The organism is Paenibacillus sp. J22R56, assembly GCF_056269375.1.
The window spans coordinates 295042-319262 of the sequence record NZ_JBWDNV010000005.1; the positions used below are offsets into that span (position 1 = coordinate 295042).

Sequence of the window (24221 nt, forward strand, 5' to 3'; positions counted from 1 at the left end):
ATCGGAATATCACTTGCGAATAGCTGTAAAACGCTGCTTCAACTGAGGAATCGCGACGGATATAATAAGCAGCAAACCAAGAATAATGAGCAGCATTTGTGCGGATACGTTGACGAGTCCAAGCCCGTAACGCAGAAAACCAACAAGGAAAACCGCAAGAATCGCACCAATCATCCGGCCCTTACCTCCCGCTGTGCTGATTCCGCCAAGCACAACCATCGCGATCACTTCCAGCTCGTAGCCCGATGCGATGTTAGGTCTCGTGCTCCCCATACGGGAAGTAAGGAACATCGCTGTGACAGCAGACATTAGACCTGCGAGAGTAAATACGATTATTTTGATTCGATCAACCTGTACGCCGGAATATCGACTGGCAGTTGGATTATTGCCGATCGCATATACTCTTCTGCCGAATACTGTCTTATGAAGCAGGAATCCGAACAGGAGCGCACAAATCACGAAAGCGATTAGAATAAACGGAATATTGCCGATATAATCCCAGCCGAGAAACTTAAACCAGTCCGGGAACTTGCCCGAGGCTTGATCCTTCAGCAGCATGTAAGCAATTCCTCGGTAAATAATCATCGTCGAAAGTGTCACGATTACCGATGACAGCTCCTTGTACTTGACGATCAGCATCCCATTAATCCAGCCGCAAACCGTTCCGACGATTAGACCCACGACCATTGCCCCTACCATTGGGAGTCCATGATTATACAAATCCGCCATCACAACGGAGGACAACGTGACGATGGAAGCGACAGAGATATCAATATCACCCATCAGAATGATGAATACCATAGGGAGAACAATAAACGCTTTATCCAAAAAGCCCATTGTTGCGTCACGCAAGTTGTCGTAATTCAGGAAGTACTCGGACAAATTCGAGTTCATGATGAATATGCCAATGATCAATAAGACAAGCAGCCATTCCCATTGGAGGACAAAGCCTTTAAGCGTCATTTCCTTCTTATTAGATAGCAGTCTCGGTTCCATCGCTTAAATCTTCCTCCTCATCAGGTTATTGCGGTCAATTCCCCGCTTGACGAGCGCATTAACCAGTACCGCAATAAGAATAATCATCCCTTGAATAAACATTTGCCAGAAAGGTGATACATTGATCATTGGAAGTGCGTTGTTTAGAATGCCAAGCAGAAGCGAACCAAGAAGAATACCGGATATTTTGCCCACGCCGCCCGCGATACTGACGCCGCCAAGCACACAAGCTGCTATGACGCCTAATTCATAGCCTGATGCCGTATCACCTTGAGCAGATGCAAACTTGGAAACCCAGAGCACACCGGCAAGGCCCGATAAACCGCCCATAATGGCATAAACGAGCCACAATATTCTGCCTGTGCGAATACCGCTGATTGCAGCCGAATCCGGGTTGCTCCCAACTGCATAAATTCTGCGTCCTGTGCGGGTGTGACCCACAAAGTAATAAGCGGCGATAAAAATGACGATGGCAATAAGGATCAAGTTATTGATGCCGAGAAACGAACCAGTCGCAATACTTTTAAAGCTAGCCGGCATTTGATGTGCGCTGACCCATTTGCCTCCACTGGTCTCGAAGGTAAGACCACGAAATACGTTCATCACGCCGAGTGTAGCAATGATTGGCAAAATATTGATCCATGAGACAAGAAAGCCGATAATGATTCCACATGCGAGACCAATGGCAATTCCGATGGCGATTGCGATTAGCGGATGAGTGCCCGGGTAATGGCTGACGGTCAACGCTGCGATCATACCGGATAAAGCCAAGGTCGCACCGATAGAAAGATCAATGCCTCTCGTGACGATAACAAGCATCATACCTACAGACAGAATGCTTAAGATTGCCGTGTTTGTACCGATATCGCTAATATTTTCCCAAGTCAGAAAACTGGAATTACGCAGCTGCACACCAATCGACAGCAAGAGGATAAAACCTAGCAGACCTAGCTCTCTGAACTTCGCGATGAGATCGCTGATCGACTGTTTCTTCGGTTCCGCATTAACTGGCGCTGCTCCCAGTCCCGCAGACTCCGTTAACATCTGTTTCATGCTTCTGCCCACCTTCTTCCTTCCGCTGTGGATGGTGTATCGTCCATAGAAGCTTGCAAAATCACTTCTTGCGTCAGCCCTTCCCGACTTAGCGTAGCTGTCACCCGACCCTCCCGCATGACGACCACTCTATCACTCATTCCAATAATCTCCGGCATCTCAGAGGAGATGAGAATAATGCCGTATCCCGTGCAAGCCAAATCGCTGATCATTTCGTAGATTGCCGATTTTGCCCCAACATCGACGCCTTTCGTTGGTTCATCTAGGATCAGCACGTCCAGATCCGACATGAGTAGCTTCGCGAATACGACTTTTTGCTGATTACCGCCTGACAGCGAGCTAACGAGGTCGAAAACACTCTTTGCTTTGACACTAACTTTCTCTGCGAGTGTTTTTGCAATATCTCGTTCCTTCCGCTGATTAATAGCGCCCTTGCTAGTGAAGTTTTCCAGCGCAGGAAGCGTAATATTATGGCCGATGTCCCATTGCAGCACAAGCCCTTGCTTTTGCCGATCCTCCGAAAGCAAACCAATTCCTTGGCGCATGGCATCGAGCGGATTCCGGACTTTCAGCGGCTTTCCTTTATATAACACGCTGCCTTTATCGTACTTCTCGATGCCAAACAACGTTTGGCTTACTTCCGTTCGTCCCGCACCAACCAGTCCAGTCAGTCCAAGAATCTCGCCCCTTCGCAGTGAGAATGAGACATCAGCGAAATACCCTGTTTTCCCGAGTCCCTCCACGCGAAGAATTTCCTCGCCAATTACCGCTTCCTTCTTCGGGAACAGTTGGGATATCTCTCGACCAACCATTGCGACAATCAAATCCGGATTCGAAATTTCGTCTACGTTCCAAGTGCCAATATATTTGGAGTCCCGCAGCACCGTCACTCTGCTGGCGAGGCGGTACATATCTTCGAACCGATGAGAAATGAAAATAATCGAAGCACCATTGTCGCGCAGCCGCTCGGCAATTCGGTACAGCTCCTCGCTCTCATTTTTAGAAAGCGCCGCTGTTGGTTCGTCCATAATAATGATTTTCGCATTTACGGACAGCGCCTTTGCAATCTCAACAATTTGCTGCTGGGCGACACTTAATGCCCCCATGAGCGTCTTCGGACTGAAGTTCGCTCCAAGCTCTTCGAGAAGTCTTTCTGCTTCCTCATGCATCTGCTTCCAGAGCAGGCGCCCTGTTGCTTTCTGAATTTTTTCATGGCCCATAAAGATATTTTCCGTCACACTTAAATCCGGGTAACAAGTCACATGCTGATAGATGGCAGCGATTCCCGCAGCTTGTGCCTCCGTCGGGTGGCTAAAGCTGACTTTGCTGCCATCCAGAAACATCTCACCTTCTTCAGGTGAATAAACACCTGTAATGATCTTAATAAAAGTCGACTTGCCGGCGCCGTTCTCGCCCATCAAGGCATGAATTTCGCCCGGCTTCAGCTTGAAATACACGTTGTCGAGTGCTTTGTTGCCCGGGAATATTTTGGTTATGCCATTAAGCTCCAGCACAAATTCCGTTTTTGCCATCGCCGGTACCCTCCTTAGTCTCTATATCTCAACCTTATAGATCAAAGATACCGTCAAACGATGCTCACCATAAGGAGACAATACTCAGATTAGGGGGAGAACCTTCGGATTGTATGCGATTTCCTAAAATAAAAAGAGCCTCGACTGCCGTCGAGACTCTTTAATAACCTTCTATTGTTCATACTCGTCTGTGCTTTCCCGACCTGAATAGAACACCTGCTCTCTGAACTTGGACGGGCTTTGACCGATATATTGCTTAAACAGACGACTGAAATATTTGATATCTTGATAACCGATTTTGATGCTAATGTCCTGGAGCTTTATTAAAGGATCTGCAAGCAGCTCCTTTGCCTTCTCCATGCGCTGCCGAGTCATATAATCGAGTACGGTTTCTCCGGTTTGCATTTTGAAATATTCGCTGAAATAGGTAGGGTTCATAAACACATGGTCCGCAATTTTCTTGATCGTTACATCTTTGGACAAATGCTCCCCAATCCATTTCTTCGCCTGTTCGACCGGCTTCATGCTGCTCTTCTTCCGAACTTTTCCAATGTCATGAATAATCCTTATGATCAGTTGATCAACCACGCTCTTAAGTTCATGAATACTCGAAGCTTTACGAGCCTTCAGCAGCTCATGCTCAATGGAAGTCGCTTGTACGAGCTCACTGACGTTTTCCACCCATGCTGAATGAATTAAAATAATGACATTTTGTACTGCACTTTGTAAATAGCCAGGTGACTCCATCTTTTCAAGATTCGTGAACAGCTTCGTGCAGATCAAGGCAGCCTCTTCACCGCTCCCTTGTTCGATCACCCGCCTAAGCTTGTGATACAAGCCGGATAACTCCTTCTCTCCTGAGACCGAGCTGCGTTCTTCTTCCTTCTCATAGGGACGGAATACCTGATTACCGCCGCTTAGAAAACGATAATTCATCAGCGACATCGCTTGACGTTTCGCTTCCGGCAGCAAATATAAATCCTCGATTGCATCACCAAAGGCGACTGTCACAGAGAAAGGTGTGTATGTCTGAATAGCCGTTCGAATTTTCCCGGCAAGCTCGTACACCGCCTCGTTGAATTCAGCATCATTATCTGGTCCGTGCAACAGTACCCAAAAATCTGATTCTCCGCCAAGGAAGCTCCACCCCTGCCTTTCCGTTTGTAACAACTGAGTACCAACCACTTCTGCCAAAATATTTTCCAGCGCATAGTAATACGCCTTCCAGTCTTTCGAAGTGTAACTTCTTGTCTTCACAGGCAGCGTATCAAGCTTGATGAGTGTAAGAATATACTTGCCCTTCGGAAATTCATCGACCCAGTATCCAAGAGTAGTAACATCTATTTCCGAGGAAACAATATAGCTTAACGTCTGAATTTGTCTGCTATTCTTCAGCTTTACGGCTTCTCGCTCCATCTCCCCTCGCTTGAGAGACTGAAAGCGCCTGTTAGTCACAATTTCGCGGATCTCCGACATCCGCTGACGGAATTGATCCCGGTCAACCGGCTTCAATATATAGTCGAGCGCACCTTCGCGAAGCGCGGTCTGCACATAAGCAAAATCATCGAAGCCGCTGATGAGCAGTGGATAGAAGAAAAAGCGTTTTTTCGCTTCCTTAATTAAGGTAAGTCCGTCCATTTCTGGCATTTTCACATCCGTAATAAGCAAGTCCACGTCTCCACCGGTTTGCTCTAAATAATCAAGAGCTTCCCTGCCGTCACTTGCGGTAGCCACAACATCCCATGCCTCCCCGCAGGAGAGCACCAGCCGCTCAATGCCGCGCCGGATGCGTGCTTCGTCGTCTACGATAAGCACTTTAATCTTTATCATGAGATACTCCTGTCCCATAGTTCATAGGAATTCGAATGATGACTTCCGTCCCCATGCCTGCGATACTGTCAAGTTGAAGGCCATAATCCATCCCGTGCATCATTATAATCCGGGAATTTACATTAACGAGGCCGAAGTGCGAGCCCCGGCTTTCGAAGCTGCTTTTCTTCAACGATTGATCAAGCTCATTCAATTTGACTTCCAAAATTCCTGGTCCGTTGTCACGCACGCGGAATACAATATCCCGTTTACCTGACCTCGCACCAAACTCCTCGCTGACAGAGATGTGCAGCTCGAGTGCTTTTCGGCTTTCCAAACCATACTTAATAGCGTTCTCTACGATTGGCTGTAAGATGAATTTTGGTGTATACAGAGATCGGAAGTCATGCTCGTCCAAGCCTTGCGCAATATGGAAGTGAACCCTTTCTTCGAACCGGAATTTCTGTATGGTCAAATAATCTCGCACGTGCTGCACTTCTTCCGCGATCGACACCGATTTGGACTGGTTGGACACGGAGAAGCGCAGCATTCGTCCGAGAACGGTAACCATATCGACCACTTGCTCTCTTTCCCCTTCTTCGACCGCCATTCCTATTGTTTCTAGCGTGTTATACATAAAGTGAGGATTGATCTGCGATTGCAGCGCATACAGTTCTGCTTCCTTTTGCCGGATTTCGATCTGGTAGTTCTGCTGAATCAAATCCCTAATCGTTGCAATCATTGAGTTGAAGCTTCGTGCGAGCATACCTACCTCATCACCGCTTTGCACCTTGAGATCAACCTGCAAATCACCTCTCTCGACCGTCTTCATCAGTCTGGTCAGCTTCTTAAGCGGCCTCGTCATATTGTAAGAGATGATGACCCCGATTATGAGGGTAAGCAAAATGATTCCCAGTACTACGACAACAGTCAAATCGCGTACCATACTTGTCCGTTCTGTCAATTCGACTAAGGGGATGCTGTGTACGAGCACCCAGCCCCGCTCCGGCGACTGGTTGGCACTCACGAGCTTATTTATTCCGGAGACATTCGTGCGGAAGCTTCCGCTCAGCGTTGGATATCGAACAACATTCGCGTCTACTCCGCCGATTTTTTTATGATTCGTATGATAGATCATTTTCCCAAGATCGTTCATCACCCAAAGATCAGCTTTAGCATTTGTTTCAAAATTGCGCACGATGTTGTCGATGAACGTCAGGTCTACCGCGATGAGCATCGCGCCTAGATTTTTGCGGTTATCGTTATCATTAATCGGCTCGAGAATAAATACATATGGAATTTCGCTCTTGAACCTCAGATTGATTTCATCCGGAAGAATAATATGTTCTTTGGATCCCAGCTTGATCCGATTCACATAGTCTTTGATCGTTGGACTCCATTTTTGGTCGATAAAACCAACTTTGGAGCTATAGAACATCCGATCATTTGATACTACAAACACGCCAAGTACGTCCTTGTTCCTGCCGTTCGTGAATGTGCGCGTCAAATAGCTGTTCATCATGTATTGATCTCTGTTCAGTTCGGATTGCTTGCTATAGCTTGTCCGTCTCAAAATCTCGAGCACGCTGTCCGAGTTAAACAGAATTTCCGGCATCGTCTTCATCTCATCGAGGCGCTTGTCGATATCCGCATTTGCTTGGTAAAGAAAGCGCGGCATATATTCGCCAATTTGCTCTTCTACCGATCTTTCATATTGTGTGGAAGAGACATAGACAAGCAGCAGCAGAGGAATAACCGTAAGCAGAGTATAGGTGACGATCAGCTTATACGCGATTGGAAAATCACGAAATTTGAACCCGCGTAATCTTCTAAAAATCATATTGATCCACATTCTCCGCGGTGAAATCGAGCGGCTCTCCCATGATCACCATATCCCCATTTAATCGAATGTTGCCGACGCCGCTGATTTCCTGTCCGTCGATCGGCATTTGCCCGTTCAGATAGTTATACGCTAGCATAATGGTCAAAAAACCAAGTTTCTTAGGGCTCCATAACGTTGCCACTTGCGCGGATCCATCATGCAAATAAGCTCTCATCAGGTTCGGATTCGCCAGTCCAACGACCTTCACCTCGCCGGTCTTTCCCGCTTCCTTAACGATCTTAGCTGCGGCTGGAGGACCAACCGAGGAATTGCCAATTATGCCGTCGAGATCAGGATAGTCTGCAAGCAGCTGCTTCGCTACACGATAAGCCTTGCTAATATCATCATCCGTTGCGACCGTAGCCACAAGCTTTAAGTCAGGATAATATTGACTGTTCTGCTCGCTGATCCATTTTAACCACTCATTTAAATTCGCAGCTGCGAAAGAACCGGTCATAATCGCATAGGTTCCCTTCTCACCCATCGTCGCCGCCAGCGAATCTAGCAAATGCCTCCCGAGCATCTCAGGATCAACCATGTTCACGAAGAAATCACGGCTGGTAACTTCCGTGTCAGAATCCCATGTTATAACCTTTATACCTTGATCCCTCGCCTCTTGAAGTACCGGCACCAGTCTGCTTGGATCATTGGCCGAGATTGCGATCAAATCTACTTTTTCAGCTATTAGTTCCTTTACAGCTTCGATCTGACGATCGACGTCAGCCGCAGCTGAGCCGCGGAAAAGAACATGAATGCCGAGATCTTCCCCGGCTTCCATCGCACCTTCAGCCGCGTATTTGAAATAATCAATATCCGTCCCCTTTGGTACAAAAGCAATTGTATATTCAGCGGTTCCATCCTTCAGTGAGACCGATTCGGAGCCTGTAGCTTGTCCGTTATTCATCTCATACACAAGTTCATACCGTTCCGCAGAACGCGACTGGCATGAGACGAGGCACAACATAATTATGATTAATGCTGCCAATGTCCGAACCAAAAGCCTCACCGCCTTCCTTGAGTTAAACCAATTATAGCTGAATGTATGCGCTTACGGAATATGATGTAAAAAAGGCCGCCTTTTACGTCTTATCGACGTATAGGCGGCCTTTCTTCTAAATTAGTTACACTTTCAAATCGATACTGCCGCCAAGGTGGGGCTGTACGCTTTGTGCCATCATTTGCACCATCTGCTGTGACTGCTGCGCTGCGTGATCCTGTGCCATCTTAAGCACGCTGATGCCAACATCAGTCATGAGCTTGCTCTGCGACATGGCAACAGATAAAGCCGGAATGTCCATGATCTTCCTCCCACATCAGAAAATAAGAGCCTTCCTCTGTTGTATCGGATCATGGATGGTCTTTCGTTAGACTTTAGCTCCAGCCTTCTCGAGACCTACCGCAGGAACAGGAAGACCTAAATTCCCCCGAAGCGTGCTGCTCTCATATTCCGTGCGGAATAAACCTCTACGCTGCAGCTCGGGAACGACGAGCTCGATAATATCCTCGAATCCGCCTGGGAAATAAGGCGACATAATATTAAAGCCATCGGCGCCATCATTCAGGAACCACTCTTCCAGCTGGTCAGCAATCTGTGATGGTGTTCCGACGATTTCACGGTGTCCACGCGCGCCGGCAATCCGTTCATATACGGCGCGAATAGTTGTTAAATTTTCACGTTCCGCAATTTCGCGGATAATGTTGTAGCGTATGCGCGGATTCGTCTTATCCTCAATTGCACCGAATTCAGGCAGCGGTCCATCCACATCATAGCCGGACAAGTCGGTATTGGTGAAGGCAGACAGATAAGCCAAGCCGACCTCCGGCAGTATGTAGCTGTTCAGCTCCTTCTGCTTCGCCAGCGCCTCTTCCTCCGTTTTCGCAACAGTAATAAAGACGCCTGGCATGATTTTTAACTCTTCCTTATCACGACCATATTTGGCTAAACGCCCTTTTACATCAAGGTAGAAGGCTTGCGCATCCTCCAATGTCTGCCAAGCCGTAAATATGACCTCCGCCGTCTTGGCAGCAAGCTCTTTTCCGGCTTCTGAGGATCCTGCCTGCACGATAACCGGATTACCATGTGGATGCGATGGCGAATCCAGTGTACCCGTTACTTTGAACCACTTTCCTTCATGAGTGACAGGATGCACCTTATCTACATCGAGAAAACGTCCGTTCTCTTTATCGATGACAAGCGCGTCCGGTTCAATGGACTGCCATAGCTTCTGGACGAGCTCAACGAATTCCTCTGCTCGCTCATAACGACTCGCATGCTCCAGATGCTTATCTTTGCCAAATAGAACAGACTCTTTATCATTAGCAGAAGTCACGACGTTCCAAGCTGCACGGCCGTTCGAGAGATGATTGATGGAACCAAATTTACGTGCGACATGGAATGGTTCGTTATAAGTCGTTGTCAAAGTAGCGACTAACCCGATTTTTTCCGTCACAGCCGCAAGTGCCGAAATAATAACAACCGGATCCAGCTTAAGCGCAGAACTCGAATGCTGATTGAGGTTTGAACCAAATCCGTCTGCGAAAAAGATCGTGTCAAACTTGGCACGTTCCGCCGTCTTGGCGATCTCCGCTAAATAAGCCAAATCAAAGGTACGGTCTGCACCTGAGGCAGGATGCCTCCAGCTTGCCACATGATGGCCGGGCAGCATAACAAAAGCTCCAAGTTTCATTTGTCTCAACGTCATCTTCACCACTCCATATCTTCTTCTATTTTTTTAAAATTTGATATACCGTTACTATTTGGCGAAAGAATTAAATTCGTTTGTATACAAATCTTCACTCTTTACCTGCCCTTTCTTCAAATCACCGTTTGCCACCAGCCAGTCAATCCAGACTTGGTATTCATCTGGAGTAATGACACCACCAGCTTGAGCGATCCCTGTACTTTTCCAATATTTCAGATTCTCGATAGGTTCGTTGCCATCACGGTTCTTAATAATCGTCTCGAACCGCTTGATGACTTCTTCACGAGGGGTCGTACGAGCCCACTCAATGGCCTTGGCCACACCATCAACAAACTGCTTGACGGTGTCAGGATTGTTCTTGATGTACTCCTCCCTGAAGAAGTAATCACCTGCCGTAAATTCGGAGCTGAAGACATCAATGTCCTTAAAGAGTTCGACGATACCGCCCTTATCGAGAGCTCGGTCTCTAGCAATACCACTTAATAAAACAACATCGATCTGCTTACTGCGAAGAATTTGTTCCGCATTGGCAGACGGGATCGTTACCAGCGTCACTTGTTCAATTTCCTTCTCCGTTAAGCCGCCTTTGCGCAAATAGTCCTTCGTTACAAACTCCAAATGTGCGCCAAGCGTGTTTACGCCTACTTTTTTGCCGATAAAATCTTTAGGCGATTTGATCGGGCTTCCTTCAAGCACATAGGCGCCAATATACGTGTTTTTATCACTGCCATACGAACCGATTACCGATTTGATTTTGACGTTTTGCGAAATGGATTTAATAATAGCTCCGTTAAACGCCGATCCAAAATCAATTTGTTTAGTCGCTGTTAATTGAATACTTTCTGGTCCGCCGGTGCTGCTTCCGATTGATTCCAGCTCCAAGTCGCCGAGGTATCCCAAATCCTTCGCTAATTCCGGAAACGATACACTTCCAGGCGCACCATTATACTGAAGTACCTTGTCTTCTTCACCCGACTTTGCCTTGCTAGATGAGCACCCTGCAAGCACCACACTAATAAGCCCCAAAGTAACCAACAGTACATGCACGTATTTATAACGTCTCTTCATAAGACAACCCCCTTATATAAATCTTCCTATTATTGATGAGTCTGCTGTGTCTGCTTCTTGTACGGATTAACGGGAATAGACAAGCCCAGATTTCCGCGCAGCGTATTACTTTCATATTCGGTACGGAATAATCCGCGGCGCTGTAATTCCGGAATGACGAGATCGACAATGTCGTTCAGACCTTCCGGGAACGTAGGCGGCATCACATTGAACCCATCCGCACCTTCATTTAAGAACCATTCCTCTAATTGATCCACAATTTGAGCAGGTGTGCCTACGATCTCCCGATGGCCGCGTGCACCTGCGATAAATTCATAAACTTCGCGTAGTGTTTTTAACCCTTCACGTTCTGCTAGAGCCCGAATAATATTCGTACGTATCTGAGGATTCGTCTTGTCTTCCTTCTCTCCGTTTGCCGGAAGAGGAGCATCCACATCGTAACCGCTCAAATCTACACCAATAAAATTAGATAAGTAATTGAGCCCAACTTCCGGCAAAATATATCCATTCAATTCTTTTCGCTTAGCAATCGCCTCGGCTTCCGTTCTTGCAACGGTGATGAACACGCCAGGCATAATTTTCAAATCCTCCGGTTTCCGGCCATACTTGGCCAGACGTCCCTTCACATCCCGATAGAAGGTTTGGGCTTCTTCCAACGTTTGCCACGCTGTGAAAATCACCTCCGCTGTCTTCGCTGCCAGCTCTTTCCCCGCTTCTGAAGAACCCGCCTGTACGATGACAGGATGCCCTTGCGGCGTCGACGGTGCATCCAACAAACCTTGTACCTTGAACCATTCCCCGTGATGATCAACCGGATGAATTTTCTCCACATCCAGGAATTTGCCATTCTCCTTGTCGATCACAAGCGCCTCATCCTCGATGGAGAACCACAGCTTCTTGGTAAGCTCAACGAATTCTTCCGCTCGCTCATAACGGCGTGCATGCTCAAGATGCTTCTCTTTGCCAAACAACTGTGCCTCCTTCTCATTGCCAGAGGTCACTACATTCCAGCCTGCACGTCCTCCGGACAGATGATCGATGGCGGCGAATTTGCGTGCCACCTGGAACGGCTCATTATAAGTGGTGGTCAAAGTCGCAGTTAGTCCTATATTTCTAGTAACTGCCGCAAGCGCCGTTATAATCATAAGAGGATCAAGCTTTACCGTTGACGTAGCGAAATTACCTGTTGGCTTCAGACCAAGGATATCGGCAAAGAAGATCATATCGAACTTCCCACGTTCCGCCATTTGTGCTAATTCCTTGAGATAGTCCAGATCCAAGGTCCGGCGTGGATCCGTAGATGGATATCGCCAGCTTGCCACATGATGTCCCGGCAGATTAAAGAATGCTCCAAGCTTCATTTGTTTTTGTGTCATTCTACCAACTCCTACTATTCCTATATTTTTAATCAACTTAAGAGTAAAAAAAAGGGCTATATTAACCGTTCACCTGCTGTTTCCATCTGGAAAATTTACGCTCAATGACACTTAATCCTTGATTGATCAATAATCCAAGTAACGCAATCGTAAGGATGCCGGCGAACATTTCAGGGATCTGGAAGTTATATTGGGAATAGGTGATCAGGTAACCTAGACCTTCCTTCGCGCCTACCATCTCAGCAGCAATCAAGACCAATATCGCTCCTGTTCCCGCCATCCGAATTCCGGTAAAGATAGTAGGGACGGATGCTGGCAGAATAACCTTGAGAAACAGCTTAAACGATGAGATGTTCATAGACCTAGCCGATTTAATCAACAAAGGATCAACATTCCCTACAGCTGCGATGGTATTCAGTAGGATGGGCCATGTGCAGGCGAAGAGGACAATAGCAATCTTGGATGTCTCTCCGATTCCCAGTACTAACATGAACACAGGCAGCAAGGCTAATGCCGCAGTATTGCGGAACAATTCAAGCACTGGGTTCAGCAGCTCTCTTGCAAGAGGATACCAGCCAATTGCGAGACCTAGTGGGATCGCGATAAGAAGAGCTAAGGAAAAACCACTTAAGGAACGAATCATACTCGCTGCAAAATGATGAAATAACTCTCCGGATAATATCAAATCCCACAACGCCCGAATAACATCCGAAAAAGGGGGAAAGAATGCCGGATCAACGATGCCGCTGCTCGGAGCAATCTCCCATAGCAAGGCTAGTAAGACGAGTACAATAGATTGTTTGAGCAGCCTCCGAAAGTTGATCGACCAGCCGATTCGAATATTTCTACTTTGCAAGGTAGCAGGAACTGCTTTAATGTTCTCCATTCAACGATCTCCTCTCCTTAATCAATTAGATATAAGCACCTTGATACTCCAATTCGTGAAGCAAGCTCCATACTTCATGGCGCGCCTTCACAAATTCCGGATGTGATCGGATATCTGCATCATCCAGCCGGTGCTTCAACGGAATGTCTACAATCTTCTTCACTGTACCTGGCCCCGGAGTCAGTACCACGACGCGTTCACCCAAGTACACTGCCTCATCGATTCCATGCGTAATGAAAATAATTGTTTTTTTCGTTTTCTGCCAAATTCGTAATAGTTCACTTTGCAAGGTTTCACGAGTCTGTGCATCCAGCGCCGCAAAAGGTTCATCCATTAATAGAACATCCGGGTTAAAAGCAAGACTTCGAGCAATCGCTACACGCTGCTTCATTCCTCCAGACAACTCATGGGGATATCGGTTAGCAAAGGCACTCAGCCCAACTAAAGCAAGAAAATGCTCAGCTAATTCCTTACGCTCATGTTTAGGAACTCCCTTTGCTTCCAATCCGAACTCAATATTGCCACGTGCCGTCTTCCAAGGAAATAAAGCATATTGCTGAAAAACAATCCCTCGATCAAGACCTGGACCGGTAATTTCTCTACCGTCCATGTAAATACGTCCATTCGTTGGACGGGTTAAACCACTGATCAAGTCAAGCAAGGTCGATTTGCCGCATCCGCTTGGACCAACCAATGTGATGAACTCGCCTTCCTTGACGGTAAAGCTTAAATCTTTTACTGCTGTAAATTGCTGTGTCGCCCCTTTTTGTTTCGGATCACGCACGATGAAGCTTTTCGCTACATTCTCAAACCTGATTTTTTCACTCGCAGGCATTTCTCTCACCCTTTCTCTTTTGGCCCATCAGAAAACAAAAAAGCACAGATGACCACACGCTGTGTTAGTCTTCTGCGCTTCCAGTTAACCGGTCAGCGGTATGCTGTTTAATACCTAGTAAATCCATGTGATTAATATAGCATGGAATTTCCAATTGTCAACATAGTCCATTTAGTCCAATTTTTGAACCAACTCATCCGTCTCTCCCCTTAACAGAGCGATCTCATGCTTATAAGGCGGATTAACGTATTTCTTTGGTCCAATTGATGGGGTTTCAAGATGCTTTGGAATGGCCGTTAGCTGCGGGTGGTGAACGACATATCGCAGAGCATCAAGTCCAATATACCCATAACCGATATTCTCATGTCTATCTTTGCGGGAACCTTGCATGTTCTTTGAATCATTCACATGAATAGCCTTCAACCGATCAAGTCCGACGATTCGATCGAATTCGTCCAGTACTCCGTCAAAATCGTCCCTCACGTTATAGCCTGCATCATGAATATGGCAGGTATCCAGACAGACCGATAAACGTTCATTATGAGTAACCCGATCTATGATCGCGGCCAGCTCCTCAAAGGAGGTTCCGCATTCACTCCCCTTGCCAGCCATAGTCTCCAGAGATACCTGAACATCCCTTTTATCCGTCAACACTTCGTTTAATCCCTCTGCAATCCGAGCAATACCCGCTTCCACACCTGCTCCCACATGGGAGCCTGGGTGAAGAACGATTTGTGCTGCTCCAAGCGTTTCCGTTCTTTCAATCTCAGATTGCAGAAACGTAATTCCATGCTCAAATACCTGTAAAGATATCGTATTGCCCAAATTAATAATAAATGGGGCATGAACGACAATATTAGATATACCATGCTCTTTCATATGAGCCTGTCCCGCTTCTATATTAAGCGCCTCTATAGGCTTACGTCGCGTATTATGCGGAGCACCTGTGTAGATCAGGAAAGTTGACGCACCATAGGATGCTGCCTCTTCACTTGCTTGAAGAAGCATCTTCTTCCCTGTCATCGAAACATGAGATCCTATAAGTAAAGACAGCTCAAGCACTCCCTCGTCCTGCAAATATAGCTCCAATTATAGTTTGGTCTGAGAAACTTTTTTATTCGTTTTTTACAGCAAGCTCCATTTCAAAGTTACAGGTGATGTTGGAATGACTTCTGATGAACCATGATAGAATCCCAAATCTAGAACTGCTGCAATTCTTTCCTTGTCCGACACACCAAGCTCTTGGCAATGTCTTCGATCATACATCCATTTCTCGAAAGAAACGTTTACCCCCAGATTCTGCTGGGTGGCGAGCAGCTTAAAATTCTGGATGAGGCAGAATATCGCAGCTAAATTCTCATCCTGCTTAAGGGTATCGTTCTCGTTTTTCATTGCAATGATTAAACACCCCGGTGCTTTGGATTGGATAAAATTTAAACCAGCCTTATTGTTATCGCTAATATAAATAAATCTCCATGGCTCCCTGAGTCGATGATTAGGAGCCCATACCGCATGATTTAATAGTTCAAGAACGAATGCCTGCGGAACCGTACGTTGCTCAAATCGAAGATCGTTCTGCGGCTCAACACCCTTATCCATCAGCTTCATTGTTGATAATCCCCCAATCTATTTTCCATTAGGAATCACTTCGGTCCAATTCCGTTCTGCAGGAGTTCGAGTCCGGCCCCTTGGAGCCTTATCAAAGTACCCCATCTGCAGTATGCCAACAAATCGCTCATCTTCTTGTAAACCAATCCCTTTAAAAAAGGCTTCATTTTGCATCATCGGTTCGGTAATCCAGACCATCCCAAGCCGCTCTTTCCAACCAAGAAGTTGGAAATTTTGCATGATCCGGCATACCGTTCCAAAGTTCTGATCATGAATGATGGGATCGGAATCCGTTTTGGCAAACACGATAAGGTTTGCAGGCACCTCTGCCGTACGTTTATGAATGCTCTCCGTTAATTTGCCAAGCACCAATTTAAAGATCTTATTTTCCTGAAATCTTCCTACCACGTAGTCAGACACATCGTATTCGATACAAAAATCACCGTCAATGGAACGTGGGAAGGTGCCATAGATAGTCCGGTTTATGACCTATTTTGTCTGGAAAATGAAGAAAAGCCGCCCTCCGTTGTTTGAACGGAAGGACGACTTATTTACATCGTATCACCTTGTTTTCGAAATTCACTCGGAGACAGGCCAACATTCTTTTTAAATAATCGGCCGAAATAGGAAGGATCTTTGTAGCTTAGTTGCTGAGCAATCTCATCTACTGATGCCGTTGAATAGCGCAGCAATCGCTTGGCTTCTAACAACTTGCGCTCACGGAGTACTTCACCTGCCGATTTCCCAAGGGAAGGCGATGGCCAATTCCTATTCTCCCATTTGTTCGCAGCAAGCATGTCCTTGGAAAAGATAAGTAGATACCCGCTAACTAGCTCATCCGATTTGATCTCCAGCCAAGCATGAATTTGCCCTGGAGAGATCAGTCCAATGGAATGAGGTGAAAAGCTGTAGGTTTGTAAATCGACCTGAACCTTGCCATATCCACTCGTCACATAAAATATTTCAAAACAATCATGCCGATGCACGGGCAGCTGACTTATACTATGTTGGTCCAAACGTAATGAAAACAGACTGAAGTTGTTCGTTTGCAAGTCTGCAGCGGATATAATAGGAATGGTTTTTTTCATAAATTCTCCAATAATACCCATCGGAATTTCTCAGCAAGATGTGCTGCTGATGTTTAAGCGTCATAATGGTACTAATATATCACAACAGGGATTATCGAACAATTTGGACATAAAAAGCCTCTAAACACTCGGAAACCATGTGTCTAGAGGCTTTTATTAGACTAGAAACTTAATGCTTGTGCCAAAGCTTTTAAGCCGTCCGTGTAGATTCCATGAAACAGATCAATGGCCTCTTGGTCACTTACACCTGCAGGGGTGAAGCTGCCCGACCATTCCACAAGTGATGTTTGGCTGTCCGCCAGTTCCCGAACACGAATCGTTGATTTATAATCCGTGACCGGGAATGGTGCCTCTTTTATGGAATAAGTGTAGTAACGATCCTGTTCATTAAACTCCTCAAGCCGCTCTACAATAATAGCTCCGTCGGGATTAGCAAGATGGCGCACACGTCCACCCTCACTTAATTCGCTGTTTGGTATATAGGGCAGCCAGTCTGGCAGAGAGTTAAAGCCGCCGATTAATTGCCACACTTGATCAGGTGAAGCTGGGATTTCCTTTGTTGCAATCGTCTGTGTCATTTTTGCAGCTCCATTTCAGAAAGGATTGGAAGCGGCGCGTTTGGAGCCACCAGGTTCTGTTCACGCATTTCTTCCCAAAAGGCTGTTGGAATAACGGTATTTAATGCCTCTTGATCCTCGGTGATCCGCTCAGGACGACTAGCACCAGGGATAACAGCAGCAACTGCTGGATTGGCAAGTGAAAACTGCAGGGCAGCCGACTTGATACTGATGTTGTGGTTTTGCGCAATGCTTTTAATCTTTTCCACTTTCGAAATGATTTCTGGTGATGCTTTCTGATACTCGAAGTGTGTACCTCCAGCCAGAATGCCCGAGCTGTACGGACCACCAACAATAATATTGACATCTTTCGCTATGGCTGCAGGCATTAATCGTTGCAGTGCACGCTCATGATCAAGCAATGTATAACGACCAGCCAGCAAGAAAGCATCAGGCTTCACTTCATCCAGCTCCAACGTGATTTCGATCGGCTCTACTCGGTTTACTCCAAGTCCCCAAGCTTTAATAACTCCTTCTTCACGCAGTTTCGTCAGTACACGGAAGGCCCCGGTACGGGCGATTTCGAATTGTGAAAGCCACTCGTCCCCATAAAAATCCTGCGCGATATCATGAATGTAGACAATGTCCAGACGGTCCGTCTGCAGACGCTTCAGACTTTGTTCAATTGAGCGAAGAGTAGCGTCAGCACTATAGTCATTCACGATCTTATTCTTACGGCCGAATTCAAATAGCCCGCCTTTCTCACCCAAGTCACGTAACGTTGGGTCTTCGAGCTCGTCCATAATGAGACGTCCAACTTTTGTACTTAATACATAGTCGTCACGACGGTGCTTCGAAAGTGCTTCACCAAGACGAATCTCAGCTAGCTCTTTTGCTTCATAAACTTATAAATCCTCCTATTTGAAATGATGTGATCCATCACCCAAGCTAATTGTTTATCGTACGGGATTTATATTAAAGCACATCATACAAATCGGATAGTACGCACTATTTTGTACCATAGATACTGAAAAGTGCTATAGGCACTTAAAAGTTATATAGATAATACCCAGTTCGACTACTAACAAAAAAAAGTCCGTACGATCTAAAATTCCGTCCTGTTGCTCACCTAGTGGAAATGATTAACTATTGGTGAATGAAAATCGGATAGGAGGGACGATTTATTTGACAAAAGTTCGCAAGCTCGGAATGAAGAGTTTGGCATTACTCCTGTTATTGCTTCTCATCTTACCTGGGGCGGCTAATGCCTCAACGCAAAGCGGAAACTTTTACAACGTCGTTTTCCAAGATGGTGCAGACCCGTGGATCTACAAGCATACCGACGGCTTCTATTACTTCACAAAGACAACAGGCGGCGACGTAACAATCTGGAAATCAAGCTCGCTTACTGGAGTAGATGCGGGTACAAAAAGAGTAATTTCCACCAGCTGCTGCAACGTCTGGGCTCCTGAAATTCATTACATCAACAAGACCTGGTACATTTATTACGCCAAGGATGACGGCAACAATGACAATCACCGGATGTACGTCATGGAGAACACCTCCGCTGATCCGATGACAGGTACATGGGTCAATAAAGGAAAAATTACGGATTCCACGAACCGTTGGGCGATTGATGGAACCGTACTGCAAGTCAATAATAATCTGTATTTCATATGGTCTGGCTGGGCAGGGACAACGAATGTGCAGCAGAAACTGTACATTGCTCATATGAGTAATCCATGGACGATCGACTCGGCACGAGTTGAAATCGCAACTCCAACCTATTCATGGGAGACCAACACATCGCCTTCCGTTAATGAAGGACCTCAGGTCATCGTTCATAATGGCGTTATCAGTCTCGTATACTCAGCCAGCGGGAGCTGGACTGACGGTTACTGTTTAGGTCTCATTACAGCAAATACGAGCAGCAATTTATTGCAAGCCTCATCCTGGAGCAAACGAAATCAGCCAATCTTCCAATCCGGCAACGGCTTGTACGGCCCTGGTCATCATTCCTTCACGAAATCACCTGACGGTACGGAGGATTGGATTGTATATCATACAGCCAAGTTTGCGGGCAGCGGATGGAATCGAGAAATCCGTGCACAGAAATTCACTTGGAACGCAGATAACACCCCGAATCTAGGTGCGCCAGCTGCCCCTAATACGCCAATTGCGATTCCTTCCGGAGACACGGGACGTATTCGCTATGAAGGTGAATCCGGTGTATTCGGAGGTATCGCATATGCTTCTTCCAGCACGAATGGTTCTGGCGGAAGTAAAGCTGGACATATTGACACGACGGACAGTTATGTAGAATTTGACGTATATGCTGCGGCTGCCGGAGATTACGTCATGTCCGCACGTACGGGTAATGGTACATCGGGAGTAGATTGGTCCTACTTTATCCTAACGGTCAATCAGACGAACGCCGGTAACTTATACATTACGAACAAAGGCTGGGAGAACTGGGGAGCCTCGATTACCCGCCTGACGCTTCATGCAGGCTGGAACAAAATCCGCTTCTCCAAAGGCGAAGGATATGGTGAACTCGACAGCTTTGACCTATTCCCTGCTTAACCAGGCTGTCGTCTCCAGTGCGGTGTACAAACAGGCACAAACGTGGCAGCTCATACGGAAGTAAGCATACCTTCAAATTATGCAAAAAAACGCAGCCAACAAAGGCTGCGTTTTTTTGTGAACTAATTATTCATACATGTCAATGACTGCCTTCGCATGCTGTACAACTTTTGCAATCAAATATTCGGGCTGGACTAGCTTCATCGCCCCACCATAACCAAGCACATACTCCACTGCTTCCTGCTCAGTATTAAAGCTAAGGGTAACAGAAGCCATCTCTTCTTCGACCGATGTGTGCATGTCGATTTTCTCAACAAATCTGTCTGTGAAGGTTAAGCGGCCAATAATGGAGGGATGTACAAGAACCTTCACTTCCAAGGTAGGGAGCGATTCTGCAAAATTCAGCTTGCTTTGGTTCCAGTACTCAGCCAAATCAAACCGAGCTGGTCTGGTAAATACATCTGCTGTCACTTCTGCCTGCATGATTTTGGACACCTTGAAATTTCGATAGTCACCTTCGTCATTCATGGCGATCAAGTACCAGGAGCTGCCCTTCGCCACCAGACCCAAAGGGCTGACAATTCTTGGCGAGTGGGTCCCATCGGTTTTCTGATAATTGATGTTAAGCTTCGTATCCTCCCACAATGCTTTTTGAATGGTGAGCAAAGCTTTATTCTTGTCATTGGAAGGCTTCCATGTTCCCGTATCCATATAAATTTTGTCCATGTAATGCCGTGCTTCGCCTTTGCTTGAATCGGGTAAGGAGGCCAGTAATTTCTGACGGATGTCCAGCCCTGTGTTAACACCCAAATCCTTCATCATTTGTTCTGAAGGAAGCAGGAACAACGCCTTCGTGTCCTCCAGCTTTAGACCACTCAAATAACTCTTGAAGTGATCCATCAGCCTCCATCCCCCTGTTTTCCCACGGTCAGCTGCAACAGGTACACCGGAAATACTTAGCGCATCCATATCCCGTAATATCGTTCGTTCTGATACCTCTAGTTTTCTGGCAAGCTCTTTTGTTGTCATCATATCATGATTTTGAAGCAAAATCATGATACTAAGCAGACGGTCTGCCCTCATTTATGTTCACCTTCACTCAAAGAAGATATTTTATATATGACAAAAGATGTCGTCATTATAGTCTACAATAATCTGAGATTTAACTAAAGCTAATCCTTACGAAGTAAACTTTTGAGGAGGATAAATGATGAAATCTTTGCTTGGAAAAATCGCTTTGGTGGCTGGGGCAACACGGGGAGCTGGGCGTGGTATTGCGATCGAATTGGGAGCAGCAGGAGCAACCGTGTATGTCACTGGACGTACAACACGGTCGGAACGTTCTGAATACAACCGGGCCGAAACAATTGAAGAAACAGCAGAGCTTGTTACGTTGGCAGGCGGACATGGTATTGCCGTACAGGTGGACCATTTGGTACCGGAACAGGTGGCTGCCCTGGTGAACCGAATTGAACAGGAACAGGGGCGGCTTGATATTCTGGTCAATGATATATGGGGGGCTGAGAATCTCGCAGAATGGCATGTACCGGTGTGGGAGCATTCACTGGATAAAGGTCTGCGTATGCTGAGACTCGCCATTGATACTCATCTCATCACGAGTCACTATGCTCTCCCCCTTATCATCAAGAACAAGAACGGACTTATCGTGGAGATGACGGATGGAACAGCCGAATACAATCAACAAAATTACAGAGTATCCATGTTCTATGATCAAGCGAAAACCTCGGTCATTCGTATGGCTTGGGCACTTGCTCAAGAGGTTAAGCCCTTTGGTTGCACGGCTGTCGCAGTGACCCCTGGCTGGCTTCGTTCCGAGATTATGCTAGAGCACTTCAAGGTGAAAGAAGATAACTGGCAGGAAGCAGCTTCAATAGAACCTCATTTTCTTATTTCAGAATCGCCACGTTACGTAGGGCGTGCCATTGCTGCACTTGCAGGAGATCCGGATGTGAACCGCTGGAATGGACAATCCCTCTCAAGTGGTCAACTTGCGCAGGTGTATGGCTTCACCGATGTGGATGGTTCCCAGCCTAATTGCTGGCCTTACCTCGTTGAGGTTATGGATGCGGGTAAGCCGGCAGACATTAGCGGTTATAGATAAAAGGGATTTGAGCTTAGAAAAACCGCCTTCTCCTAGGAGAAAGCGGTTTGTTGTTTGATGAAATTAACTCCGGCTTAAAAAGGCAGCTACTTCAGCAAGACGCGAGGCATAACCCCACTCATTATCATACCAAGCGGCCACAGATAAAAGCCCGCCCTGTACATGTGTGAGCGGCAGGTCAATGATCGAAGAATGGGAATCGCCTACAATACGCGAAGAAGCCCATTGTCCTTCCAGCACATCAAGAACCCCTTTGAGCGGCTCTGCTTGCGCCGCTTGCCGGAACATATCATTAATCTCTTCTGCTGTACACGGCTTCTCAGTTACCAGATTCAGCTCCGCGATACTGCCGGTACGCGTCGGGATCCGGTAGGCTTTCCCAGTAATTTGCAGGTCTGGCCAAATGAACTTCAACGCCTTCGCCGCACCCGAAGAAGAAGGAATGATATTTTCCGCAGCTGCCCAGGAATCCCGGCGATCTCTCATCGGTTGATCCGTCAACGATTGTGTATTCGTATAGGAGTGAACGGTCGAGAATAACCCATACTGGATGCCATAATTTTCACGCACCAGCTTAACGACAGGAGCCAGTGCATTAGTTGTGCAGCTCGCCATACTGATGATCTTGTGCTTTTCCGGGTCAAAGCTGTCCAGGTTTATTCCTTTCAACAGAACAGCATCACAATCATCGAGCGATTTGCTTGGTCCGCTCACAAGCACACGCTTCGCTCCACGCTCTAGGTGAAGCTGCGCAACTTGTCTCGTCACTGCCCGGCCCGTACAGTCGATGACAAGTCCAACGCCAAGCTCACTCCAATTCGGAATTTCCTGCGAGGAGTTAAGATAGAGAATGGAACGGTCGCCAATCTTAATCGTCCCTTCTGTACCTGTTACGGACTCCGGCCAACGCTTGTAATTCGTGTCTACCTCGAAGAGCGCTGCAAGCGTCGCTTCGTCTTTAATATCCGAGATCGATACCGGCACGAACAGCTGATCCTGCAAGGCTACGCGAAGCAGCTGTCTTCCGATACGACCAAATCCAAATATAGCGATATTGTTCATTCATTTCTCCTCACGCGTATGGATACGCTTAGTTATTTTAAGTAAATGGATATCGAGACGTTATTCTTTATTCTTTCAGCCAGGCGTTAGCAAGCAAAATTGCTCCCCGTGCTGCTGAAGTATCTGCCAAGGCATTCAGCATGACGAAATCATGTATCGTTCCTTGGAATCGCGCTTGTGTTACGCGTACACCTGCCTCGCGAAGCTTATTCGCATAAGCTTCTCCTTCATCACGAAGGACATCGGCTTCTGCTGTTATAATCAGTGCTGGCGGCAAGCCCGTAAGCTGATTCGTTGTCGCACGAAGTGGAGATGCGTAAATTTCGTCTCGATCGCTAGACTTACTCGTATATTGATCCCAGAACCAAGCCATAGCATCCCGGCGGAGGAAATAACCGGTTGCGAATTCGGAATAGGATTCGGTGTCATTCCCTGCATCCGTAACCGGATAGAATAACAGCTGCTTGTGAATTTCTGGACCTTTCCGTTCTTTGGCAAGCAGCGTAATGGCCGCCGTCATATTGCCTCCAACGCTGTCCCCTGCAATATACAACCGGCTCGTATCCAAGCCGTTCTCTTCACCATTTTGCGCAATCCATTGCAGCGTTGTATAGATCTCTTCAATGGCCGTTGGGTACTTCGCTTCCGGCGACAAACTGTAGTTCGGGAAGACGACCGCTGCTTCCGCACCAACCGCTAGTTCTCGGATGAGACGATCGTGGGTATGCGCGTTACCAAACACCCAACCGGCACCATGGATATATAAAATAGCAGGCAGCTTCTTCGTTGCATTAGGAGAACGAAGAATGCGGACCGATACCTGCCCATTTGGACCGCCTTCAATCATCAGATCGGTAATAACGACAGGCGGTTTCGGAATATCCCCGGCTTGAACCTCATCCACCGCTTCACGTCCTTTAACGGGACCAAGATCGAACAAATACGGTGGGTTTGCTGTATCCTGCGTGAATTTCAATGCCTCCGGCTCCAGCACAACCTTCTTGTTTACGGTTTTCTCTGTCATTTCATACCACTCCTCACATGAATTAATTTCATCCAATA

The 24221-nt window shown here is 46.7% G+C and carries 22 protein-coding genes and 1 pseudogene; 2 read left to right on the forward strand and 21 right to left on the reverse strand.

Features of this window, described 5'->3' with window-relative positions; genetic code table 11:
* Positions 1–9: 9 nt before the first annotated feature.
* From AC0YNT_RS14210 to AC0YNT_RS14295, 18 genes and pseudogenes are all read right to left on the reverse strand, one after another.
* Positions 10–996 carry an ABC transporter permease gene (locus AC0YNT_RS14210; protein ID WP_475805188.1) on the reverse strand — a complete coding sequence of 329 codons (987 nt, stop codon included), beginning with the start codon at positions 994–996 and terminating at the stop codon, positions 10–12.
* Positions 997–999: 3 nt separating this feature from the next.
* Positions 1000–2049 (reverse strand): ABC transporter permease, encoded by a 1050-nt coding sequence (locus AC0YNT_RS14215; RefSeq protein ID WP_475805189.1) that lies wholly within the window; start codon positions 2047–2049, stop codon positions 1000–1002.
* Complete coding sequence (locus AC0YNT_RS14220) at positions 2046–3581, reverse strand: sugar ABC transporter ATP-binding protein (protein ID WP_475805190.1); 1536 nt, start codon at positions 3579–3581, stop codon at positions 2046–2048. Before AC0YNT_RS14220 ends, AC0YNT_RS14215 begins: the two co-directional genes overlap by 4 nt.
* Positions 3582–3752: 171 nt before the next feature.
* Complete coding sequence (locus AC0YNT_RS14225) at positions 3753–5411, reverse strand: response regulator transcription factor (protein WP_475805191.1); 1659 nt, start codon at positions 5409–5411, stop codon at positions 3753–3755.
* Positions 5398–7230: a sensor histidine kinase gene (locus AC0YNT_RS14230; RefSeq protein ID WP_475805192.1), complete on the reverse strand. Its 1833-nt coding sequence runs from the start codon at positions 7228–7230 to the stop codon at positions 5398–5400. Before AC0YNT_RS14230 ends, AC0YNT_RS14225 begins: the two co-directional genes overlap by 14 nt.
* The gene (locus tag AC0YNT_RS14235) at positions 7220–8278 is read right to left on the reverse strand and encodes an autoinducer 2 ABC transporter substrate-binding protein (protein ID WP_475805193.1); all 1059 of its coding nucleotides are present in this window, start codon (positions 8276–8278) and stop codon (positions 7220–7222) included. The genes AC0YNT_RS14230 and AC0YNT_RS14235 overlap by 11 nt, the downstream gene beginning before the upstream one ends.
* Before the next feature lie 115 nt (positions 8279–8393).
* Positions 8394–8570 carry a YjfB family protein gene (locus AC0YNT_RS14240; RefSeq protein WP_167279747.1) on the reverse strand — a complete coding sequence of 59 codons (177 nt, stop codon included), beginning with the start codon at positions 8568–8570 and terminating at the stop codon, positions 8394–8396.
* A 66-nt stretch (positions 8571–8636) separates the two neighbouring features.
* Positions 8637–9974: an LLM class flavin-dependent oxidoreductase gene (locus AC0YNT_RS14245; RefSeq protein WP_475805194.1), complete on the reverse strand. Its 1338-nt coding sequence runs from the start codon at positions 9972–9974 to the stop codon at positions 8637–8639.
* 51 nt (positions 9975–10025) lie between these two features.
* On the reverse strand, positions 10026–11042 hold the full coding sequence (locus tag AC0YNT_RS14250; RefSeq protein ID WP_475805195.1) for an ABC transporter substrate-binding protein: 1017 nt from the start codon (positions 11040–11042) through the stop codon (positions 10026–10028).
* Between the two features lie 29 nt (positions 11043–11071).
* A complete protein-coding gene (locus AC0YNT_RS14255) occupies positions 11072–12418 on the reverse strand; it encodes an LLM class flavin-dependent oxidoreductase (RefSeq protein ID WP_475805196.1) in 1347 nt (448 codons plus the stop codon).
* 61 nt (positions 12419–12479) lie between these two features.
* Positions 12480–13304, reverse strand: a complete 825-nt coding sequence (locus AC0YNT_RS14260) for an ABC transporter permease (RefSeq protein WP_475805197.1) — start codon at positions 13302–13304, stop codon at positions 12480–12482.
* 25 nt (positions 13305–13329) lie between these two features.
* The gene (locus AC0YNT_RS14265) at positions 13330–14139 is read right to left on the reverse strand and encodes an ABC transporter ATP-binding protein (protein WP_475805198.1); all 810 of its coding nucleotides are present in this window, start codon (positions 14137–14139) and stop codon (positions 13330–13332) included.
* Positions 14140–14310: 171 nt separating this feature from the next.
* Positions 14311–15192: a deoxyribonuclease IV gene (locus AC0YNT_RS14270; RefSeq protein ID WP_475805319.1), complete on the reverse strand. Its 882-nt coding sequence runs from the start codon at positions 15190–15192 to the stop codon at positions 14311–14313.
* Positions 15193–15264: 72 nt separating this feature from the next.
* Positions 15265–15747 carry a nitroreductase family protein gene (locus AC0YNT_RS14275; protein ID WP_475805199.1) on the reverse strand — a complete coding sequence of 161 codons (483 nt, stop codon included), beginning with the start codon at positions 15745–15747 and terminating at the stop codon, positions 15265–15267.
* An 18-nt stretch (positions 15748–15765) separates the two neighbouring features.
* On the reverse strand, positions 15766–16155 hold the full coding sequence (locus AC0YNT_RS14280; protein ID WP_475805200.1) for a nitroreductase family protein: 390 nt from the start codon (positions 16153–16155) through the stop codon (positions 15766–15768).
* A gap of 143 nt (positions 16156–16298) precedes the next feature.
* On the reverse strand, positions 16299–16835 hold the full coding sequence (locus tag AC0YNT_RS14285) for a helix-turn-helix domain-containing protein (protein ID WP_475805201.1): 537 nt from the start codon (positions 16833–16835) through the stop codon (positions 16299–16301).
* Positions 16836–16996: 161 nt separating this feature from the next.
* On the reverse strand, positions 16997–17413 hold the full coding sequence (locus tag AC0YNT_RS14290; RefSeq protein ID WP_475805202.1) for an SRPBCC family protein: 417 nt from the start codon (positions 17411–17413) through the stop codon (positions 16997–16999).
* Positions 17410–18282: pseudogene (locus tag AC0YNT_RS14295) on the reverse strand (aldo/keto reductase); the annotation flags it as partial. The pseudogene AC0YNT_RS14295 and the gene AC0YNT_RS14290, both read right to left, overlap by 4 nt.
* Before the next feature lie 319 nt (positions 18283–18601).
* Here AC0YNT_RS14295 and AC0YNT_RS14300 point away from each other — a divergent pair.
* Complete coding sequence (locus AC0YNT_RS14300) at positions 18602–19975, forward strand: family 43 glycosylhydrolase (RefSeq protein ID WP_475805320.1); 1374 nt, start codon at positions 18602–18604, stop codon at positions 19973–19975.
* A gap of 126 nt (positions 19976–20101) precedes the next feature.
* On the opposite strand, the gene AC0YNT_RS14305 is transcribed toward AC0YNT_RS14300, so the two are convergent.
* Positions 20102–21058 carry a helix-turn-helix transcriptional regulator gene (locus AC0YNT_RS14305; protein ID WP_475805203.1) on the reverse strand — a complete coding sequence of 319 codons (957 nt, stop codon included), beginning with the start codon at positions 21056–21058 and terminating at the stop codon, positions 20102–20104.
* Between the two features lie 127 nt (positions 21059–21185).
* On the opposite strand from AC0YNT_RS14305, the gene AC0YNT_RS14310 reads away from it, so the two are divergent.
* On the forward strand, positions 21186–22097 hold the full coding sequence (locus AC0YNT_RS14310) for an SDR family oxidoreductase (RefSeq protein WP_475805321.1): 912 nt from the start codon (positions 21186–21188) through the stop codon (positions 22095–22097).
* A 63-nt stretch (positions 22098–22160) separates the two neighbouring features.
* Here AC0YNT_RS14310 and AC0YNT_RS14315 read toward each other — a convergent pair whose 3' ends face one another.
* Positions 22161–23159, reverse strand: coding sequence for a type I glyceraldehyde-3-phosphate dehydrogenase (locus AC0YNT_RS14315; RefSeq protein ID WP_475805204.1), 999 nt, complete (start codon positions 23157–23159; stop codon positions 22161–22163).
* A gap of 67 nt (positions 23160–23226) precedes the next feature.
* A complete protein-coding gene (locus tag AC0YNT_RS14320; protein ID WP_475805205.1) occupies positions 23227–24183 on the reverse strand; it encodes an alpha/beta hydrolase in 957 nt (318 codons plus the stop codon).
* Positions 24184–24221 lie beyond the last annotated feature (38 nt).

Coding starts and splice junctions, on each gene's coding strand:
- AC0YNT_RS14210 (WP_475805188.1), bottom strand. CDS start 996: ATGGAACCGAGACTGCTATCTAATAAGAAGGAAATGACGCTTAAAGGC.
- AC0YNT_RS14215 (WP_475805189.1), bottom strand. CDS start 2,049: ATGAAACAGATGTTAACGGAGTCTGCGGGACTGGGAGCAGCGCCAGTT.
- AC0YNT_RS14220 (WP_475805190.1), bottom strand. CDS start 3,581: ATGGCAAAAACGGAATTTGTGCTGGAGCTTAATGGCATAACCAAAATA.
- AC0YNT_RS14225 (WP_475805191.1), bottom strand. CDS start 5,411: ATGATAAAGATTAAAGTGCTTATCGTAGACGACGAAGCACGCATCCGG.
- AC0YNT_RS14230 (WP_475805192.1), bottom strand. CDS start 7,230: ATGATTTTTAGAAGATTACGCGGGTTCAAATTTCGTGATTTTCCAATC.
- AC0YNT_RS14240 (WP_167279747.1), bottom strand. CDS start 8,570: ATGGACATTCCGGCTTTATCTGTTGCCATGTCGCAGAGCAAGCTCATG.
- AC0YNT_RS14245 (WP_475805194.1), bottom strand. CDS start 9,974: ATGACGTTGAGACAAATGAAACTTGGAGCTTTTGTTATGCTGCCCGGC.
- AC0YNT_RS14250 (WP_475805195.1), bottom strand. CDS start 11,042: ATGAAGAGACGTTATAAATACGTGCATGTACTGTTGGTTACTTTGGGG.
- AC0YNT_RS14255 (WP_475805196.1), bottom strand. CDS start 12,418: ATGACACAAAAACAAATGAAGCTTGGAGCATTCTTTAATCTGCCGGGA.
- AC0YNT_RS14260 (WP_475805197.1), bottom strand. CDS start 13,304: ATGGAGAACATTAAAGCAGTTCCTGCTACCTTGCAAAGTAGAAATATT.
- AC0YNT_RS14265 (WP_475805198.1), bottom strand. CDS start 14,139: ATGCCTGCGAGTGAAAAAATCAGGTTTGAGAATGTAGCGAAAAGCTTC.
- AC0YNT_RS14275 (WP_475805199.1), bottom strand. CDS start 15,747: ATGAAGCTGATGGATAAGGGTGTTGAGCCGCAGAACGATCTTCGATTT.
- AC0YNT_RS14285 (WP_475805201.1), bottom strand. CDS start 16,835: ATGAAAAAAACCATTCCTATTATATCCGCTGCAGACTTGCAAACGAAC.
- AC0YNT_RS14290 (WP_475805202.1), bottom strand. CDS start 17,413: ATGACACAGACGATTGCAACAAAGGAAATCCCAGCTTCACCTGATCAA.
- AC0YNT_RS14300 (WP_475805320.1), top strand. CDS start 18,602: ATGAAGAGTTTGGCATTACTCCTGTTATTGCTTCTCATCTTACCTGGG.
- AC0YNT_RS14305 (WP_475805203.1), bottom strand. CDS start 21,058: ATGAGGGCAGACCGTCTGCTTAGTATCATGATTTTGCTTCAAAATCAT.
- AC0YNT_RS14310 (WP_475805321.1), top strand. CDS start 21,186: ATGAAATCTTTGCTTGGAAAAATCGCTTTGGTGGCTGGGGCAACACGG.
- AC0YNT_RS14315 (WP_475805204.1), bottom strand. CDS start 23,159: ATGAACAATATCGCTATATTTGGATTTGGTCGTATCGGAAGACAGCTG.
- AC0YNT_RS14320 (WP_475805205.1), bottom strand. CDS start 24,183: ATGACAGAGAAAACCGTAAACAAGAAGGTTGTGCTGGAGCCGGAGGCA.